Origin of the sequence: Paenibacillus sp. FSL H7-689 (assembly GCF_000517905.1) — a bacterium.
Lineage (GTDB): Bacteria > Bacillota > Bacilli > Paenibacillales > Paenibacillaceae > Paenibacillus > Paenibacillus amylolyticus.
The window spans coordinates 108,429-127,651 of the sequence record NZ_ASPU01000059.1 but is presented as its reverse complement, the minus strand read 5'-3'; the positions used below and the strand labels follow the sequence as shown (position 1 = coordinate 127,651).

The following is a 19,223-nucleotide window of genomic DNA, read 5'->3' as shown; positions in this document are numbered from 1 at the left end:
ATGGGTTGTTATCTCGTTAAAAAAATCCCGACAGAACCATGTCAATCAGCTTAATGCCGATGAAAGGTACAATCACACCACCTACGCCATAGATGAACACATTGCGACCAAGCAGTCGTTCGGCTGACATCGCCCGATACTTAACCCCTTTCATCGCGATGGGAATAAGCAGCGGAATAATAATAGCGTTGAAGATGAGCGCCGACAGGATCGCGGACTGCGGCGAAGCCAGATTCATAATATTCAGCGCCTGAAGCTGCGGCATAGCGAGAATGAACATGGCTGGAATGATCGCAAAATACTTCGCGATATCATTGGATATCGAAAAGGTTGTCAGTGCGCCGCGTGTAATCAGCAACTGTTTGCCAATGGAGACAACCGACAATAACTTAGTCGGGTCGGAATCCAAGTCAATCATGTTGGCCGCTTCTTTGGCCGCCATGGTGCCCGAATTCATCGCCAGGCCCACATCGGCCTGCGCCAGAGCAGGAGCATCATTGGTACCGTCGCCCGTCATGGCGACAAGTTTGCCCTCCTGCTGCTCTTTTTTGATCGCCGCAATCTTGTCCTCGGGCTTCGCTTCGGCAATAAAATCATCCACGCCCGCTTCCAGCGCTATGGTTGCTGCGGTCAGCGGATTGTCGCCTGTACACATAATGGTCTTGATGCCCATGGCGCGCATCTCAGCGAACTTCTCCTTCAGCCCTGGCTTCACAGTGTCTTTCAGATAGATCACACCGTAGATTCGTTCATCGATGGCCACAGCAAGTGGCGTACCTCCAGCCTTTGCAATACGATTTGCAATCTCATCCAGATCACCAGGTATGCTACCTCCTGAGGAAGTAATATATCTTTTGATCGCATCCACCGCACCTTTGCGGATCTTCATTCCGCTACTCAGATTCAGACCGGACATCCGGGTCTCTGCCGTGAATTCCACATTTTCCGCATTGGCATACTCCGTCTCAGACCAACTTTGGCCTTGTTTGCCTCCCAATTCCACAACAGAACGCCCTTCCGGGGTCTCATCTCGCACAGAAGCCTGTAAAGCAGCCCGCGTCATCTCTGATGAAGTAATGCCCTGAACTGGAATGAATTCAGATGCCATACGGTTTCCGTATGTGATCGTCCCCGTTTTGTCCAGAATCAACGTATCGATATCCCCGGCTGCTTCCACCGCTTTACCCGACATGGCGAGCACATTAAACTGCGTAACACGGTCCATCCCGGCAATACCAATGGCCGATAACAATCCACCAATTGTGGTTGGGATCAGGCAGACGAGCAGTGCGATCAATGTCGCCAGATCCAGTCGAATACCCAGGTAATTCGCCATTGGAACCATCGTGAGTATGACAATCAGAAAAATCAGAGTTAATACGGCGAGCAGGGTTGTCAGCGCGATTTCGTTTGGTGTTTTCTGGCGCTGTGCCCCCTCAACCAGAGAGATCATTCGGTCAAGAAATGACTCCCCCGGATCGGTCTGAACACGCATGACGATGTAGTCGGACACGACACGTGTCCCCCCGGTAACGGAGGAGAAATCTCCCCCTGCTTCCTTGATGACCGGGGCGGATTCTCCCGTAATGGCCGATTCATCAATGGAGGCCAAGCCTTCCATAATCTCACCGTCCGTCGGGATCAGTTCACCAACTTCCACACGGACCATATCGCCTTTTTTCAACTGGGTCGAAGACACTTGCCGGATTGTTCCATCCTTCTGCACCAGATTGGCCAGGGTGTCCGACTTCGTCTTGCGTAACGTATCCGCCTGAGCCTTACCTCTGCCTTCTGCAAGTGCCTCCGCGAAGTTGGCGAACAGCAGCGTGAACAGCAAAATGAAAAACACGGCAATGTTGTACCCGCACCCAGCCTCGGATGCGGTGAATAGATCGGGATTGATGCAGAGTAAGAGCGTAATGAATGTACCAACCTCGACAATAAACATGACCGGATTTTTGATCATGAACATCGGATTTAGTTTCTTGAACGCATCGAGTGAAGCCTGAAGTATCATATCCTTGCTTAACGACCGTTTCGATCCGGGATCACGTTGAATATTACCTCGGTTGTTATCCGGCTCATTGCCCTTCGTTCTAAACATTTCTGTATCCATGTGTTGCATCGTCTGCTCCTTCTTTCGTTCGACTGCATTCATCGTGCACTGCCACCTCCGTACGTTACGTCCTTATACCAATTCCTCTGTTGCTCCCCTGTCATATTTCTCATTGAATCATTGCCAGATGCTCTGCGATCGGTCCAAGGGCAAGCGACGGGAAGAACGTAAGCGCACCAACTACAATGATCATCATGACCAAAATGCCAGCAAATAGAGGTGTGTGTGTCCGCAACGTGCCCGTAGTTACAGGCACAACCCGTTTGGTGGCGAGTGAACCCGCAATAGCCAGCATGGCGATCATCGAAACGTACCTTCCCAGCAGCATAACGATACCAATCGCGATGTTGTAAAAGTCTGTATTGGCATTTAGTCCTGCAAAGGCCGATCCATTATTGGCTGCACCCGAGGCAAAAGCATAGAGAACTTCGGTCAGGCCATGCATCCCCCCGTTCGAGATGGACGCAACGGTTTCGGGCCGCATAAGCGCGATTGCCGTTGGCCCCAGAATAATCAAAGGATGAATGAGCAAGGCGATGGATGCGAGCTTCATTTCTTTGCCCTCGATTTTTTTGCCCAGAAACTCAGGTGTCCGTCCCACCATTAATCCACAGATAAACACAGCCAGAATCACATACAGCAGTCCGTTGATCAGTCCTACCCCTTTGCCCCCAAACACGTTATTGAGCATCATCTGAGCCAGTGACACAAGACCTCCAAGCGGAGTGAGCGACTCGTGCATATTGTTGACTGAACCTGTTGTAGCCGCCGTCGTGACCGCTGTGAATAAGGCCGACTCCGGTATGCCGAACCTAACCTCTTTCCCCTCCATATTGCCTTGAAGACCTACTGCATCCAGCGCGGGTACACCGCGATATTCGGAGACAAATACGGTGGTCAACATCACTAGGAAAAGAAAACTCATCGCTGCGAACAATGCCCAACCCTGCTTCCGGTTATTGACCATCAAGCCGAAGGCGTATACCAGTGCAGTGGGTAACAGCATCATACAGACGATATGCACCAGATTGCTCAGGGCCGTCGGATTCTCGAATGGATGTGCAGCATTGGTTCCAAACCAGCCGCCACCATTCGTTCCGATGTGTTTGATCGACTCCAGTGAGGCGACCAGTCCACGTGAGATCGTCTGCTGCGCGCCTTCCAGCGTGGTTGCGTTCACCGCTCCCGCGAGTGTCTGAGGCACCCCCTGGAACACGAGGAACAAGGCCACGATGAAGCTCAGCGGTAAAAAAATTCTCGTAATCGACCGTACAAGGTCGACGTAAAAGTTCCCCAGTTCATCCCGGCGGCCTATCAGCCCGCGAATGAACACAATAGCCACTGCAAATCCCGTTGCTGCCGACGTAAACATCGGAAACGTCACGGCCAGCATCTGTGACAGATACGACAAGGCGTTCTCGCCCGTATACGACTGCCAGTTCGTGTTGGTCATGAAGGATACGGCCGTATTAAATGCCTGCGCCGCTGGCATATTGCCGATGCCATCCGGATTGAGCGGTAAATACTTTTGCAGCCGTAGCACCAGAAACATCAACACCAACATTACAAAGTTGGAGAGGAGAACAGCCGTGAGGTACTTTTTCCACCCCATCGATTCGTTCTCGCGTACTCCCATTACTCGATAGAGCAGTCGCTCCGGTCCGCCAAAAATCCGATCCAACCCCGTTCGCTGTCCATCAAACACGTTCACTATATATTTTCCCACCGGTTTCACCAGCAGTAGGATGATAAGTAGCGTCACCGCTACTTGCACTACACCGATACCCATATCCGCATTTCCTCCCTATTCGACGTTCACTTGTTCGTGCATTACGCACATTGTCAGCATCAGAATTTCTCCGGCTTCACCAGCACATAACCGAGATATATCACCAGTGCGAGTACAATCATGCCGATGACAATCATTTGGCATCCCCCTCTCTACCCTCAAGCCTTCTCGCAGAATTTCACGAATCCCCAAAACACCGCAAACAGCAGCACAACCAATCCAATCATCGTGGCATCATTCACCATGTGCCCTTCCTCCCTCTCGCTACCGTTCTCTGCACCTGCTACATGTAAAATCGTAATATGAAACGCTGTAAAAAAGGGGTAAAGAAATGCCTCCATGGGTGTAAAAAAAACGTAAAAAAGACCCGCTCTCCTCAGCAATGGGCTGAAAAGAACGGGTCTATAAGATTTACTATTTATCCAAATGGATTCTGTGCCCACTGCAATAATCTCTTTTTTGTGATTTTGCCATGAGAGGTATGATGGATGACTTGCCCCTGATCGAGCAGAAGTACCTGGGGTGACTCATGGTGAACCTCTGTTTCCTCTGCAATATGGCGGGACAACGAACGATTTTCAATCACTTTGACGATGCGGTAGTCCATAGGTTGTTTGGGATCTGATGCATGGGTGCCTACAAACGCCATAAACTCTCTGTACGCTCTCGCACTGGTTGGACAAGTCGTGCTGTGTTTCAGGATAAGCACCGGATGATCCTGCGAGCAATGCAGCGCGTCTTCCCAGTCATCTGGTTTGTGCAATTCCCGGACATGCTCGCTGAGCATATGTTCCGAGTCTGACCCTGCACGTTTGCTAACCACCGAACCAATCACAATGCCAAGCGCCACGCCAAAAGCAATCCCGAGTCCAAGCTGCTGTGTAGCCGTACCAATGCTGACTCCCATGGCAACACCTATAGCAAGCCATACAGCTTGATGATTTACCTTCTTCTCCATGCATATCTTCCCTTCATGATATATGTATATCAAGGCTATATAAGTTCAACTAATCATTTACACAATAACGGAGAGGACAGAAAAAACCTGAAAAAGCGAAGCTAAAAGTTTTCTGCAAGAAAGCTACTTCGGGAGCATAAGCTTCGCGTTTATCACCGGATTTTCCCTTAGTAAAAGGGAATCGAAAAAATCTGGGGATAACAGCGATTGGAAGGTTGTTCTGTCATCGTAGTGTCTGTGTAAATAATCTTTAGTTCAACATATATAGTAACAACTTCCCACCATATATTCTGATCAAATTATAGCATAGGCCTCTGTGAGCAGGCTTTGATAATCTTCATCTTCGAGTACAGATTTCAGCGTTTCGATTTATGCAAAATGCTCATTTGTGATACACTGGTTGTAATTTGGAAACGATGAACATGAAGAATGGATTGGAAGGGCGGAAATTCCATATGACATACGCATTTATGATTGAACCGCAGGATTTTATTGCGCTGGATAACGAAGATGAACTGATTGAGAAATGTCAGGAGTGGGGCCTGCTTTCCGGTAAAGCGACCAAACTCAAAACGTTCTATTATAAAGGAAACGGATTAAACATGCCGTGCACCATCATTGGATATGTCGATCACATGGCAGCCGTTATTCAACTGGATAATGGTCAAAAGCATTGTATTCACCCGTCTTATCTGAAGGAAATGCAAGCGTCCAGTTACAGTGCCAGAAGCATAAGTAATGCCGGGTCAGATCGCAGCACAGAATCGACAACTTCGGATACAGTCGTACCAGTTACCCCTGCTGAACTTACGCAAACTCCAGATGCCTTGGTTAACCTGGATGAAATTCCGCCGGATCTGGATGATTCGGACGACACGGACACAGATGAATTCTCCTCGGGGATGAAGGGTGATCCGGATGGGCTTGTAGAAGAGTATGTTGGACCTCAGTCTGGAGCAACCAGTGAAGCCAAACCCAAAGCCAAAACAGCAAGCAAAGCTAAGAGCGTCAAGATTGATCTGCCCGAAGGCAAAGTGAAGATGAGTGCCGTTGTCAAAGAATTCACCACCGTACCGAATCATTTCTCTGACAATGATGATGAAGTCATCATCTACGAAGCAGTTACCATAACGGAGCCAGACGTCATCGATGTTGGGGAAGCCTGGTCCAGCCACAGTGCTACGGTTAAGAAACAGGAACTGGAAGTGGGAGATGTTATCACGTTTGAAGCGAAAATTATCAAGAAGAAGCTGACACGTAACCCGGTTCCCTATAAAATCAACAATCCTTCCAAGATTCAGAAGGAAGACTAATCAAGGAAGATTAATCACGAGTCATTACAAAAAAAAGCAAAAAACCTCCACAACTGCTCAAAGCAGACCGCGGAGGTTTTTGCCATTTGAAGTTTATATTAGTGAAGAGTACACTCTTAAGCTTGTCCCGGCGTAGCACTGATCTGAAACTGTACGCCAAACTTATCGACAACCGAACCGTAGGCTGGACTCCAGAACGTTTCTTGTATCGGCATTTTCACTTCGCCACCGTCTTGCAACTGGTTGAAAATCGCTTTGGCTTCATCCGTCGTATCCGTGTTCACAGTAACCGTAACATGATTACCTACAGTGTACGGCATACCTGGAAACGTATCAGACAACATTAATACTGAGCTACCAATCTGCAAAGAAGCATGCATAATACGGTCTTTCGCTTCTGGCGGGATGGGGTGATTCGGGTCAGATGGACCGTCGCCAAATGTTTGAAGCGCGAGCACTTCGGCTCCAAATGCCTTTTGATAAAAATCTACCGCTTCACGTCCATTACCGTCTGTAACCAGATACACATTCAAGCTGATCGACATGCGTTCTTCATCTCCTTGGGCTCTTGTAATTATACGATTCACGCCACTTGCGACATGAGTATATATGAACAGGTTGTCCTTTGACAAGCGTATATTTCTGCACTCATCACTGCGGACCTTTACACGATTAGGGTTACCAACATATTCTTAATCCATCCCTCGCTCCACTACTTCTTACGCTTGCGTATATAATAGAGAGCAGTGATCAGAACACCCGGAACCAGTGCTGCAAAACTGGCATAGATCAGACACCATTTCAACAGGGTAAATAGCGGAGTGAGTTCAGCAAGCACAGACGTACGTTCAGGATAACGATACATGATCAGGGATGCACCTATATTTTCAAGCATGTCCATAACCCAACCTAAGATCGGAATCAGATTCACCCAACGCCAGCGACTCTTTACCGGAAGCACACGATAGAGTATCGATAACAGAACAACTAAGAGGGACAGATAGGCCAAAGGCCATATGAGATCAAATGTGAACCGTGCCTGAATATAGGCGCTTCGCCCTGCTTCTCCATACTGCTCAGCCATCTGATAAAGATCATCCGCCGTGTACAGAAACGATGAATCCGGGGACTGTCCACCACCTGTGGCTTCCTCCGACTTTGCCGCCTGCGAGGGCAGAATGAATGCAATAAAACAGGCAAAAACAACAACCGCAGCTGCAAACCATTTCCAATTCACCCGCTGATAGAACCAATTTGACACTTTATTCAGCACGTTCCGTCCCCTTTCAGATAAAAAAAAGACCACTCTCCCGAATCCTATCGGTAAAATGGTTGTGTTCAATCCTATGAAGTTATCGAGCTTGAACGATGTTATCTATTTCACTTTTCAATAAGAGGTATCGGTGAACACTTCTCATGATCGGGACCTTCGTTAGTTTGTTCTTGTCCACGTACAGTTTCATCTGGTCTTTGGTCAAACCAAGCAAACTTCCAGCTTCCGATACCGTCAATACTACCTCTGGGTTCGTAGCATTAAACGTCCTCTTTACTTTCTGATTCCAGTCCTCGAATACCTGCATAGATCAGTGACATCTCCTATCCATAGCCAGTTATTATCAGGCTGAATATATCCAGTATACCACACTTGTGCTGCTCGTAACTTAATCCTTGCGCAGAACCATATTCTGATAGGCATATTTCCTGCTTGACCCTGACGTTAACTCGAGGGTTTATACTGGCTTCAGGAGGGGATTAGCATGAGTATGTCACCTGAACATGTAACCAAGAAACGACGCAGCAGTGGAATATCCATTATTGGAATGAGTTGGTTGACGATGACATTGGGTCTGTTTTTTGCTACACTCGCAGGGGAGTTTGTCAGCACTATTGGTGTTGCTGAATGGATGGTTCATCTCATCCAGGCTGTTGTCATTATTAGTATCGTCTTGCCCGTACTATTCGTCATTCGAAGACACTTCCATATGAAGTCCATTCTTCTTCCTCTGACAGGAAAAAGCATAATTCACTTGCTCTTTGGCGCATTATTTGCCACTTCTCTGGCCTTCATCGGGTTAGCGATAGCTAGTATGAACAACTGGATTACGATTACGGAGTGGCACTTCTCAGCCGAGTTCTTGCTTGCTGTTGCACTTAATAGTTGTATTGCTTTCTTGTATGAAGCTTTGCCAGAGGAACTATCCATGCGAGGCATGGTCTATGATGGATTACGCTCCAGACTGCGACTTCCTGTGTTTTTCGCTTATGTAACTCAAATCATACTCTTTCTGCTGGTTCCGATGAGTGTCAGCCTATTGCAAGAGCTCGTCGGTATGGATGCCGGAAACCGGATAACCTTGGATTATATGATCCTACTCTTGACCTATGGAATTACGTTACAGCTTCTGCGCAGTTTGACCGGTTCTCTATGGGCCTCCATCGGATTTCATATCGCTTACCTGGAAGTAGCCAGATTCGTTGTTATGCCAGGTGATAGACCGGCATTGTTAAGCTATACCGCGCAAGATAACGGGTTGGCCGAAATATTTATTTTGTATATGATGATAATCTTCGTCGGTGGGATCATTCTGGCGGTGCTCAATGCATGGCGCTGGTGGAGAATACATAAATCATGAGGGAGGGATCTGCCTGTTGTATACCGTTGGACAACTATCCAAACATACCGGAGTATCCATCCGAACACTGCATTATTATGAGAAGCTGGGTTTACTGCGACCGGCCCGTAATGAGAACAATCAGTATCGCTTATATGGTGAAAAGGATATTTTACGGCTTCAGCAGATTACCATTCTGAAGAAAATGCATTTTAAATTGAATGAGATTGGAGAATTCCTTGATCAGGATGCTACTCGCTCTGAACCAGAGAGTAATCTCACTTTATGGAATAATACGTTGGAACAACAACTGGCCGTCGTTAAGGAACAGCAGGAGAGATTAAGCAAGGTCGAGCATCTTCTTTTTTCAACTATATATGCCATCAGAGCCTCCGGTAAAATCAGTCTGGATGAGATGCTGGGTTTCATCCGTGAACTGGATCAACCTCCGGGCAAGTTCCGTCAAGATGTTTTTACACCTGAAGAAATGGAATCGTTACCTCTGAATAATCAGAACAATTCAATATCCATGGAATGGGCTGATATTCTTAAAGATGTTCATACATGCAAGATGGAACCTCCGGATTCCGAAGCCTCACGGTTACTGGCCATCCGAATCTCTGATTATGCTGAAAGGGCTTTTCAAGGGAATGCAGAATTGGCAGAAAAATATTGGGATTATATCACCCCAGGGGATGATCGGTCAGCTCGTGTATATGGTATGACAACGGAAACCATGCGTTACATCGAAATGATCCTGGACCGATGGACAGTCCAGAATCCTAATGATCAAAAATAAGAGCCACTTCGAAAAGTGGCCCTTGATCCATTCCCTTATTATGTTTCATCATGCTTCGTTACGCCTCTTCCCAGAAGCGGCGCAGGTTGTCCATGGCGATTTTGGATGCGGATTTGCATTCCTCCATGCCTTCGAACTCCACCGTAATGTTTCCATCATAGCCGGAGTCTTTGATCAGCTTTACAATTTTACGAATTGGAATGTCACCTTGTCCAACGATGGCCCCACGCAGGAAGTTACCGTTGGCCGTCGTAAACCATTCACCCTCACCTGGATGCTCATCATAAGGACGGAAGTAAAAATCTTTGAAGTGGACCAGAGAAGCGTACGGCAGATTTTTCATGACACCAATGATCGGATTCTCATCCACACACATGAAGTTTCCAATATCGAGTGTTGTTTTGAAGTTCGGACGATCCACAGCATGCAGTACACGCTGCACCCGGTCACTCGCCTGCACACTGAAGCCGTGATTCTCAATGGTTGTCGTGATGTCAAACTGCGCGGCGTAGTCCGCAATGATCTGGCTTCCCCGCACCATCAGCGGCAGATTTTGCTCAAACCAGGTGATGGTCATCTTCTCCTTTGGCAGGGTAAACGCCGTGACGTCATGACGCAGATGTTTTACACCCATCCGGTGTACGACATCCACATGTCTTTTGACCCGAGCCATCTCCTCTTCAAACGCCTCTTCCGTCTCCTGCACGAAGTTCGCTGGCATTGAGTAGTTGGACAGTTCAATACCCGCAGACGCTGCCCGTTCCCGAATCGCATCCGCCAGATCGTGATTATCCTCCACGGTATAACCGTAAGGTACCATCTCCATATGCTCGCCGCCGTTCGCCGCAATCCAGTCGATCACATCCAGCACCGTCATCTCACCCGAATTCAAATCGTTCAACAAACTATACGTGCTCAGGCCCACTTTCATCTGCTCAGCTCCCTATCGATATTGTTGGATAAATTGAACCGCTTTGCGAATGTCCTGCTCCGGTTGATGGCCTACTTCACGTTCAATCGTCAGATAACCGGTGTAACCAATCTCCTGAAGCGCTGCAAAGTATCCATCAAAATCAACGCCACCCTCACCCAGAGGAACCTCGCGGAAGAAGGTTCCGGAAGAGACCATCTCGGCAATCTTATCGTGATCCATAGGGGCATAACCGACTGCTCCGTATACGTCTCGTGGGTCAACTTCCTTCAGCCGCACACCATCCTTCACATGGGTATGTACGATGTAATCCTTGAGCAGATGAACACCCCGCGCCGGATCATCTCCGGTCACCATCACCATATTCGCCGGGTCAAAATTCACCGATACTCCGTTGGTCGATAACGTATCCAGGAATCCTTTCAAGTCAGCAGCCGTTTCCGGTCCTGTCTCAATGGCAAAGTATGCGCCAACGCTTTTGGCGTATTGGCCCAACTCCTCACAAGCAGCATGCAGCGCAGCGTAGACTTCCGATGAAGGGTCGTGTGGAACAATACCGATATGTGTTGTGACGATGTTGGTGCCCAGATCCAAAGCGAGATCCACGATCCGCTTCGACTTCTCCACTTTCCACGGATTATCTTCCTTGACCTGAAACCCATGTCCACCCAGATCGCCAACCAGTGCTGAAATTTCAAGACCCAGAGAATCGATGTAACCCTTTAACTCTTTGCGCGCCGCAGGTGACAAGTTTTCAGGGTCCATCTCTCCCTTGACGGCGTAGATCTGCACACCTTCTGCACCTACGTCTTTGGCTTTGTTCAACCCTTCCCGTACACCTACGCCAAAGCTATCCACGATGACACCGATCTTATTCGTTAATTTCATGTCATACCTCCTGTGATTGAGTGAGTAACTCTACGTTCTCATGTAAATGTAAGGTTCGACTCATTACTGATATCAACAAGTTTCACCGACTTGATCTCATACGGTTTGAATGTCAGTTCAATTGTGCCGTTTGAACAAGCCAACGGATGGATCTCATCCTCCAGAAGATTAATGATGGACGCTTTGATTTCCTTTTCAGCCCACTGAACCTGCACCGTTTCCCGACCTCCTGATGATTCGTAGAAACGCAGCACCGTTCCCGAGCCGTCTTCCGCGGGCTTGATTGCGTCCAGAATGACATGCTCACTGTTGAACTGAACCCAAACGTGTTCAGCTGGCAAGTGACCCGAAGACTGACTCGCTGCCACAACCTCCACCGGATGATTAAGCTCCATCGCCCGGCGAACGACGGCGGCTTGTCGCCAATCGCCCTGATGGGGCAGGATAGAATACGTGAATTCATGATCGCCCTGATCGGCATGTTCATCCGGCCATTTCGGGGCACGAAGCAGGGACAGGCGGATCGTCCGATCCTTGATGTCATACCCGTACTTGCAATCATTCAGCAAACTCACACCGCTGTTGCCCTCCGAGATATCCGCCCAACGATGTCCACAGACCTCGAACTGCGCCTGCTCCCAACTGGTGTTGTTATGAGTTGGACGCTCCAACGCTCCAAACGGAATTTCATAAGCCGCTTTGGCTGCCACCAGGTCCACCGGAAATGCCACCTTGAGCAGTTTATGGCTCTCATTCCAGTTCACTTTTGTACGGAAATCAACACGCCGCTGGTAACGATGCAAAATGATATCCTGACTGATCTCCGATTGATTCAACTTCCAGACAAAGCGTAGTACATCTCGCGTAGCCCCGCGCTGTACAATCTCTCTGGAGATCAACTGCACCGCACCAGCTCGCTGGGATTCAAATCGTGGATCGATATCCCATGCATCCCAGTACGTCGGTTTGTCGTGGAAAAACTGCCACTCATTCGCCCGATCACCAGGCTTCAGCCAGTCACGTCCTACCGTTTTGTCATACCATCGAGTGATCTCTCCCAAGTTATTAAACTCAAGCGTGTAAAATTCAGTTTCCCACGTGGAAGGGAAGGATTTTTCTTCCCTTACTGGAAGGATAACATCCGATGCTTCGCGCAGCCATATGGTTGTATACCCAAAAGCAGGAATCGACGGAACATGCACGAGCAACGTATACTTGTCTTCCTTTTGTTCAAGATCACAGGCCAGACGGTCTCCTTGACGATCAAATGCTGCCATCCTGGCGAGGTGGGCATCCCCTGTAATGGTGATATTTTCTCCACGTTCCCAGCCAAGGCTGTTGAATATAATGTAGGGAAGACCATCAACTTCATCTGTAGCAATGTTCTCCGCAAGGGTATCCAGCGTTTCCCGCAGTGCGGATGTACCCAGTGCAAATACCTTCGTGTACTCCTCGGTGGACGTTACGTAAACTTCTGGAATCGACGTTCCCGGAATAATGTCATGGAATTGGTTGAGCATAATCAACTTCCAGCCTTCATCCAGATCATTCTTCGTGTGCGCGCCGTAAGCCCCGGCAAATTGCCCCCAGATTTCCGCTTCCCGATATAATACCTCTGCCTTACGGTTGCTACGTTTGTTCCTCGCATGAGTTGTATACGTTCCGCGATGCAGTTCCAGATACAAGTCCCCGTGCCATTTCGGCAACGTCGGATTATTTAATGATATGTCTTCAAAAAAAGCCCCTGCTGTGCTGAATTTACTGATTGGCTGCCCCACCATCAAGTGGGATCGCTCCGCAAACTCCACCATCTCATTCGTCACGCCGCCACCACCATCGCCATGTCCGTAAAGCAACATTTGCTCAGGGTGAACATCCTTTTGTTTAAATGATTGCCAATGTTCATCCACATCTTTGGGACGCGTATGCTCATTCACCCCATGGTTCAGATACGCAAGCACCGAAGTACCATCAATGCCCACCCAGTCGAAGAGGTCATACGGAAACGCATTGGTATCATTCCAATTCAGCTTGGTGGTCATAAAATAAGGAATATCCGCAAGCTTCAGCATCTGCGGCAAAGAAGCACAGTAGCCGAAGGTATCCGGTAGCCACTCGATGTTGGAGCGCTTGCCAAATTCCGCCTGGTAGAAGTTCTGTCCATACAGAATCTGCCGAACCAACGATTCTCCACTCGGAATATTCAGATCCGGCTCCACCCACATGCCTCCAACCAATTCCCAGCGTCCTTCGGCAATGCGGGCTTTAACACGCTTGTACAGCTCCGGGTAATTATCCTTCACGAAGGCATACAACTGCGGCTGGCTCTGGGAATACACAAAATCCGGGTACGTGTCCATCAACGTACACATGGTCGAGAACGTGCGACTGGACTTGCGAACCGTCTCACGTACAGGCCACAGCCAGGCAATATCAATGTGGGATTGTCCAACCAGATGCATGAAGCCACTTCGATACTCCTCCGGATCTTCCTGCTGTACCGACTGTACTAATCCATGTTCGAAGTTCTGTATCCAGGCTGTATCACTCCAGCGATTCGGGTCATTGTACATGTCATCCATCACCTGATGAATGGCTTGAACAAGTGCCATCCGCTTGGGTTCCTTCTCGTTATATGCCCGGAGCGACTCGGTGAGTACCGTAACGCTGTACATCAGGCTCTGCAATGGCTGATTAACATAAACCAGTGCTGCCCGAATGCCCTGAATAGGCGGCTGAATAACGGCTTGTCGGTTGAGTGGATCCTGCGGCTCCGGAATCGGATCGTAGAGTTCAATCTCCAACTGCGGCGTATCCCCTACCCGACTTCTTGGCAAGGGTACGAACCCGTGATTCCGGTCCAGTCCGTGATACGGCATGCCATTCACCTTCAGCAGCCCTTCTCCTCCAGCCTCGAAGATCAGCCCAACAGCTTGATCTTGCCATTCCGCCGGAATCTCCACACGATTACTCAGAAAATACGTCGTGCCGTGTACGCTTTTCAGCGGATTCAAGCTTTGCATGGCCTTGTCTGCCTGCTCATCTTTATTTACTTCTGCCTGTTCGTACTCGTATTCCCCTGGCCGAATGTATCTGGCCCTCTGCATCTCCCACGCTGGAAGCTCGATCGTATCCAGCCATTGTCGCTGTTTTAGATCTTCGATGAATCGCTGAATTCGAATCATACCTGCACCTCCACCTTCTGGATGTGCAGACTGCAGGCGGTCCAATCCATAGAATTGCGGCCAACCATGAGCCTGAATTCACCCGGTTCTACGACAGACTGGAGACGAGAGTCGATCAGTGCGAGATGTTCTTTTTGCACAGGGAATGTAACGGTCTGAGTCTGTCCTGGCTCCAGATGGATTTTACGAAAACCCTTAAGTGACATTTCAGCCCGCGTAACCGAAGCCGACACATCCGTGATGTACAACTGCACAACCTCGCTTCCCGATACCGCTCCGGTATTCGTGACTTCAACCATCACCTGTGCTTCATCATCCGGGCCGATCACATCCGGTATAACTCTTACATTCTCGTATTTGAATTCGGTGTAGCTCAGTCCATATCCAAACGGATACTGCGGCGCCAGATCCATCTCCAGATACCGCTTGCCACGAGTGCGTTTGGCATGATAATAGACCGGAAGTTGCCCAACATGCTTGGGAATGGAGACGGTAAGACGACCCGATGGATTCACATCGCCAAACAGAATATCCGCAATCGCGTTACCACCTTCCTGTCCGGGGTACCACGCTTCCACAATGGCATGGACATGCTCATCAATCCAAGGTTCAGCAATGGGGCGGCCGTTAATATACATCACGATAACGGGTTTCCCGAGCTTATGTACTTCCTGCACCAGCTCCAATTGAACACCCATGAGATTCAGGGAAGCCCGGTCAATGCCCTCGCCACACTCCATGTCGTTCCATGGATCATCGGTCACCACTGAAGCACCTGTCCGCAAGTCTATGGTACCTTCACCAAAATCGCGGGCGCTGGACCCGCCCATCACCATCACGATGGCATCTGCCTGTTCCGCACAAGCCAGCGCTTGCGCAAAGCCCTCTCTGGAGTCGCCTTTAATCCGGCAGCCAGGCGCGTACAGCACCTGACCCGAATCCGCGCCAAGCTTGCGCGTAATGCCATCCAGTACGGTGACGATCTGCTCTCTCGGTTGTGGCGAGGTATAGTCCCCAAGTTGGTTATAGATATGGTTTGCGTTCGGACCAATGACGGCCAGCTTCGTGCCTGTTTTGGCAAGCGGAAGAGTATTTCCCTCATTTTTCAGTAAAACAATCCCCTCTTGTGCAACTTCCCTCGCCAGCTGTGTATGGTCTTCACATCCGATGACCTGTTCTGCAAAGTCAGGATCTACGAAAGGTTGTTCAAACAGACCAAGTCTGAATTTCATCTCTAGCACTCGCCACACAGCCAAGTCCAGATCCTTCTCTTCGATCATTCCCTGCTCAAGCGCCTGACCAAGATGTTTGCGGTACATGTACCCGGACATCTCCATGTCTACACCTGCCTGAAGGGACTGTGCCACGGCCTGCTCCCCGTTCTCGGCGGTGTTATGTCCATGAACCAGCATCTGAATGGCACCAAAATCAGTAATCACAAACCCATCAAAACCCCACTGCTCGCGCAGAAGGTCATTCAGCAGATACGTACTGGACGTGCAAGGTACGCCATCAATTTCGTTATATGCGGTCATCACGGAGCAAGCTCCGGCTTCCACTGCCTTTTTGAACGGCAACAGATCTATTTCATGTAATTCACGTAAGCCCATATGAACTGGAGCAGCATTGCGCCCACCCTCCGAGCTGCCATAAGCCGCAAAATGCTTGAGTGTCGCGACAATTGTCTGGTTGGAATCAAGGCGGTCACCCTGTAGTCCCTTCATGGCTTCTACTGCGAATTCACCGATTAGGTATGGATCTTCGGCAAAACATTCCTCCGTCCGTCCCCACCTCGGGTCACGTACGACATCCAGCACCGGGGAATACGTTGCCGCTCCACCCTGGCTCCGGGTCTCCACAGCGATGGCTTCACACATCTTGCGGTACAACTCCATATTCCACGTGCTGCCCACTGTTAACGGTACCGGAAAAACTGTTGCCCCGATCGCCATATGCCCGTGGGAACACTCTTCCCCAAACAAAATGGGTATGCCCAGCCGGGAATGCTCCATGGCATACTGCTGAATGACATTTGTGGCAACGGCCCCCTGCCGTGGGGTAAGCCCCGTTTCCAGCGTCACTTCGGTCCATGGATCGGCCCGAAGCACACCGTACAGAGAACCGACACCACCCTGTTCCATGTACGCTTTGAACTCTTCCGTCACCTGTACTGTACCATCAGCTGCTTTATCATACGTCTTCCATCCCATCGGCTGAATGAGTTGTCCAATCTTCTCTGCCGTTGTCATCCGTCCGATCAGATCCTGAACCCGCTCCTGAATGGGAAGCGAAGCATCTTTATAGTCCATATGCACATTCTCCTTATGCGTTCGGAATTAGTTAGGCGCGTGCACTCACATGGCTTTGCGGTAGTCACTTGGTGCCACACCCACCACGTTTTTGAAAGCCCGGTTGAAGGAATTATAGTTCGTGTAACCCACTTCCTCACTGATCTCCTGAATAGCCTTATCCGTCTCCTGCATGAGCAGCTTAGCTTTTTCGATGCGATGACTAATGAGCAGATCCACAAACTTCTCTCCAATCTCATCCTTGAAAAGCTTGCTCAGATACTTCGGATTAATATCGAATAGATCACTAAGGTAGTTCAGCGACAGATCAGGATTGTTGTAATGCTCTTCGATGTATTTGCGAATCTCCAGAATATGTGATCTGTGTTTTCGGGAACAATGCAGCGTCTGCATCTGCAACGCCAGTTCTCTGAACCCTTCCCAGCACAGCTCACGCAGATCGTCTAACGTCTCCCAGCCCTCAAGCCTTGGAAGAAGCGGGGTGAATATAGCAGCCCATGACTCCTGATACTCCCGTGGAAGTTCGGCGAATTCCCGATTGTAATGTTGAAATAACAATTGGATTGTATTCATAATTTCCTGACGGGACAGAACGGACTCACTGATTTGTTCAAACAGTCTCTCAAAATGCTTTTCCCAAACATCGTCCGACAAGCGCATCGCCTGTACCAGCAGGGAGATGGTCTTCAGGAACTCATACACATCATTGGTCGAATTCGGCACATCACTACACGGAATGATGCGATTTATGCCCAGTACAGCCTTGTACTCCAGCGCGTGCACGGCTTCTTTCAATGAAGCTCTCAACCCCCGAATATCAACAGCAACCCGACCAACACCAATGGTCACGGTGAAGTTCAGATACTGATCGATTCTGTCCAGATAACCAGCAAGCAATCGATGTTCAGTCTCCTCAGCTTGTTCCATTTCCGGAATCCAGAGGATGGCGTACAGACGCTGATCGGAGATCCATTCAGCCCATACTTCCGTCCCTTCATGGCGTGCACTCTCTTGCAGAATACTGGATAACACAAATTTCAGGAGGGATTGGTCCTGATGATGATACTCCGTCACAAATGTATCATACCGATCCATTTCAATTACCATGACGGCCCAACGATGCTCCAGCTCAGGCAGTTTGAACTTCTTCATCTCCGCTGTCAGCTCCGTGCTCGTAAAGTCTCGTGTGCCCTCCAGCAACTCCTGAAAGAACATTTTTTTCTGCAAAATCAGATTCTCTTCGTGCTCCTCCTGATATTGTCTCGTCTGATCAATCATGCGTTCCAGCGTTGTATGGATGAATCGAAACTCATTCTCCTTGCCATAGCCCAGCCCCGATTGCTTCTGCGAAGAGACGGTCTGAATTAACGTGACAATCTGCTGAATCGGCTTGTAATTTCTACGGGTCACGTAGATCACCCACACCACCCCGATCAACACAACCACTACCGCAAAGGCAAACCAGATATTATAAAATTGCAGCGTCCATTTGACGATTTTTCCATTGTTGAGACCTGTCTGCACCTTCCAACCGCTATAACTCGACGTGAATTCGGAGAAGACTTCTCCCGACGTGGTTTTAGTAGAAGCTGCACCCCCTCCTGGCATGCTGCTATCCCACAGATTGCCGCCCGAACGGTTGAAGATGTTCACAAACGTAAATTCCGGATCATACATCTGCATGATGGATTTTCTCAGGGTACTCAGGTCCACGTTTGTGACCACAAGTCCTTTGCCGTTTCCTACACTGCGCACAATCGTAATCACTTGCTCAGTCGCTTGCGATGGAAAAGCCCGGAACGCTCGTGCCCCTGCCCACTTCTGTTCATCCCTTGACCGGCTATCTGCAATAAAGTCTGCATCCGGGAACTCTTCAATCGGAACAGCCTTCCCGTTACTGAAGACCGTGCCATCCCCGTATCGAACGAGATAAATCGAATCAATCAGCGGATACTCTATTTTCAATTCATCAACCACCTGGACCGCCTGAATGCCGGCATACACATCATCGCTGCCAGATACCGAGAAATAATTCTTCAAGTTAGGGTTGGTCAAAATCTCACGCAGTACCTTGAAGTCGATGGAACGCAGGGAGTTGTCCAGATATTGCGTGACCTGAGAGGCCAGAAATTCATTGGCCTTAAGCGCTTCTCTACGGTTCTGTTCATTGAATACTTGAAAGAAAATAAAGAATAGAATGGTCGTCACAATAAAGAAAACAGGCAGATACGATAACAGCAAACGTCTAAACCAATTGTTGTTCATCTCCGAGATCCCCCCACCATTACTGTTCATGCTGAATGACGACAAACATCTGTGCTGA

Annotated in this window: 15 protein-coding genes; 3 read left to right on the top strand and 12 right to left on the bottom strand. The window is 49.0% G+C overall.

What is annotated here, in order from left to right; translation table 11 throughout:
- Nucleotides 1-16: 16 nt before the first annotated feature.
- From kdpB to ytxJ, 4 genes are all read right to left on the bottom strand, one after another.
- On the bottom strand, nucleotides 17-2,017 hold the full coding sequence (gene kdpB / locus C170_RS27215; RefSeq protein ID WP_051447432.1) for a potassium-transporting ATPase subunit KdpB: 2,001 nt from the start codon (nucleotides 2,015-2,017) through the stop codon (nucleotides 17-19).
- Nucleotides 2,018-2,225: 208 nt separating this feature from the next.
- Nucleotides 2,226-3,905: a potassium-transporting ATPase subunit KdpA gene (kdpA, locus tag C170_RS27210; protein ID WP_370739118.1), complete on the bottom strand. Its 1,680-nt coding sequence runs from the start codon at nucleotides 3,903-3,905 to the stop codon at nucleotides 2,226-2,228.
- Nucleotides 3,906-3,964: 59 nt separating this feature from the next.
- The gene (locus C170_RS31715; RefSeq protein WP_353884092.1) at nucleotides 3,965-4,027 is read right to left on the bottom strand and encodes a potassium-transporting ATPase subunit F; all 63 of its coding nucleotides are present in this window, start codon (nucleotides 4,025-4,027) and stop codon (nucleotides 3,965-3,967) included.
- A gap of 296 nt (nucleotides 4,028-4,323) precedes the next feature.
- A complete protein-coding gene (gene ytxJ / locus C170_RS27200; RefSeq protein ID WP_051447425.1) occupies nucleotides 4,324-4,863 on the bottom strand; it encodes a bacillithiol system redox-active protein YtxJ in 540 nt (179 codons plus the stop codon).
- 455 nt (nucleotides 4,864-5,318) lie between these two features.
- On the opposite strand from ytxJ, the gene C170_RS27195 reads away from it, so the two are divergent.
- Nucleotides 5,319-6,176 (top strand): hypothetical protein, encoded by an 858-nt coding sequence (locus tag C170_RS27195; RefSeq protein WP_036616428.1) that lies wholly within the window; start codon nucleotides 5,319-5,321, stop codon nucleotides 6,174-6,176.
- Nucleotides 6,177-6,292: 116 nt separating this feature from the next.
- Here the strand turns inward: C170_RS27195 and C170_RS27190 are convergent, their stop codons facing one another.
- The 3 genes from C170_RS27190 to C170_RS27180 form a co-directional block, all read right to left on the bottom strand.
- Nucleotides 6,293-6,721: a VOC family protein gene (locus C170_RS27190; RefSeq protein ID WP_036616351.1), complete on the bottom strand. Its 429-nt coding sequence runs from the start codon at nucleotides 6,719-6,721 to the stop codon at nucleotides 6,293-6,295.
- Nucleotides 6,722-6,888: 167 nt separating this feature from the next.
- Nucleotides 6,889-7,449: a hypothetical protein gene (locus C170_RS30260; RefSeq protein WP_051447424.1), complete on the bottom strand. Its 561-nt coding sequence runs from the start codon at nucleotides 7,447-7,449 to the stop codon at nucleotides 6,889-6,891.
- A 79-nt stretch (nucleotides 7,450-7,528) separates the two neighbouring features.
- Nucleotides 7,529-7,756: a hypothetical protein gene (locus C170_RS27180; protein ID WP_017691180.1), complete on the bottom strand. Its 228-nt coding sequence runs from the start codon at nucleotides 7,754-7,756 to the stop codon at nucleotides 7,529-7,531.
- A 177-nt stretch (nucleotides 7,757-7,933) separates the two neighbouring features.
- Here C170_RS27180 and C170_RS27175 point away from each other — a divergent pair, with 177 nt between their 5' ends.
- Nucleotides 7,934-8,809: a CPBP family glutamic-type intramembrane protease gene (locus C170_RS27175; protein WP_051447423.1), complete on the top strand. Its 876-nt coding sequence runs from the start codon at nucleotides 7,934-7,936 to the stop codon at nucleotides 8,807-8,809.
- Nucleotides 8,810-8,825: 16 nt separating this feature from the next.
- Nucleotides 8,826-9,587 carry a MerR family transcriptional regulator gene (locus C170_RS27170; RefSeq protein WP_036616348.1) on the top strand — a complete coding sequence of 254 codons (762 nt, stop codon included), beginning with the start codon at nucleotides 8,826-8,828 and terminating at the stop codon, nucleotides 9,585-9,587.
- Nucleotides 9,588-9,645: 58 nt separating this feature from the next.
- Here the strand turns inward: C170_RS27170 and C170_RS27165 are convergent, their stop codons facing one another.
- From C170_RS27165 to C170_RS27145, 5 genes are read right to left on the bottom strand one after another with little or no spacing between them, the layout of a single operon-like run.
- Nucleotides 9,646-10,518, bottom strand: a complete 873-nt coding sequence (locus tag C170_RS27165; RefSeq protein WP_036616345.1) for a sugar phosphate isomerase/epimerase family protein — start codon at nucleotides 10,516-10,518, stop codon at nucleotides 9,646-9,648.
- A gap of 12 nt (nucleotides 10,519-10,530) precedes the next feature.
- Nucleotides 10,531-11,406 (bottom strand): sugar phosphate isomerase/epimerase family protein, encoded by an 876-nt coding sequence (locus C170_RS27160; RefSeq protein ID WP_036616343.1) that lies wholly within the window; start codon nucleotides 11,404-11,406, stop codon nucleotides 10,531-10,533.
- Nucleotides 11,407-11,444: 38 nt separating this feature from the next.
- Nucleotides 11,445-14,591 (bottom strand): alpha-mannosidase, encoded by a 3,147-nt coding sequence (locus tag C170_RS27155; protein ID WP_036616341.1) that lies wholly within the window; start codon nucleotides 14,589-14,591, stop codon nucleotides 11,445-11,447.
- On the bottom strand, nucleotides 14,588-16,900 hold the full coding sequence (locus tag C170_RS27150; RefSeq protein ID WP_036616339.1) for a glycoside hydrolase family 3 N-terminal domain-containing protein: 2,313 nt from the start codon (nucleotides 16,898-16,900) through the stop codon (nucleotides 14,588-14,590). Before C170_RS27150 ends, C170_RS27155 begins: the two co-directional genes overlap by 4 nt.
- Before the next feature lie 45 nt (nucleotides 16,901-16,945).
- On the bottom strand, nucleotides 16,946-19,165 hold the full coding sequence (locus C170_RS27145) for a helix-turn-helix domain-containing protein (protein ID WP_036616337.1): 2,220 nt from the start codon (nucleotides 19,163-19,165) through the stop codon (nucleotides 16,946-16,948).
- Nucleotides 19,166-19,223 lie beyond the last annotated feature (58 nt).

Coding starts and splice junctions, on each gene's coding strand:
- C170_RS27165 (WP_036616345.1), bottom strand. CDS start 10,518: ATGAAAGTGGGCCTGAGCACGTATAGTTTGTTGAACGATTTGAATTCG.
- kdpA (WP_370739118.1), bottom strand. CDS start 3,905: ATGGGTATCGGTGTAGTGCAAGTAGCGGTGACGCTACTTATCATCCTA.
- C170_RS27150 (WP_036616339.1), bottom strand. CDS start 16,900: ATGGACTATAAAGATGCTTCGCTTCCCATTCAGGAGCGGGTTCAGGAT.
- kdpB (WP_051447432.1), bottom strand. CDS start 2,017: ATGATACTTCAGGCTTCACTCGATGCGTTCAAGAAACTAAATCCGATG.
- C170_RS27145 (WP_036616337.1), bottom strand. CDS start 19,165: ATGAACAACAATTGGTTTAGACGTTTGCTGTTATCGTATCTGCCTGTT.
- C170_RS27175 (WP_051447423.1), top strand. CDS start 7,934: ATGAGTATGTCACCTGAACATGTAACCAAGAAACGACGCAGCAGTGGA.
- C170_RS27155 (WP_036616341.1), bottom strand. CDS start 14,591: ATGATTCGAATTCAGCGATTCATCGAAGATCTAAAACAGCGACAATGG.
- C170_RS27160 (WP_036616343.1), bottom strand. CDS start 11,406: ATGAAATTAACGAATAAGATCGGTGTCATCGTGGATAGCTTTGGCGTA.
- C170_RS27190 (WP_036616351.1), bottom strand. CDS start 6,721: ATGTCGATCAGCTTGAATGTGTATCTGGTTACAGACGGTAATGGACGT.
- ytxJ (WP_051447425.1), bottom strand. CDS start 4,863: ATGGAGAAGAAGGTAAATCATCAAGCTGTATGGCTTGCTATAGGTGTT.
- C170_RS27195 (WP_036616428.1), top strand. CDS start 5,319: ATGACATACGCATTTATGATTGAACCGCAGGATTTTATTGCGCTGGAT.
- C170_RS27180 (WP_017691180.1), bottom strand. CDS start 7,756: ATGCAGGTATTCGAGGACTGGAATCAGAAAGTAAAGAGGACGTTTAAT.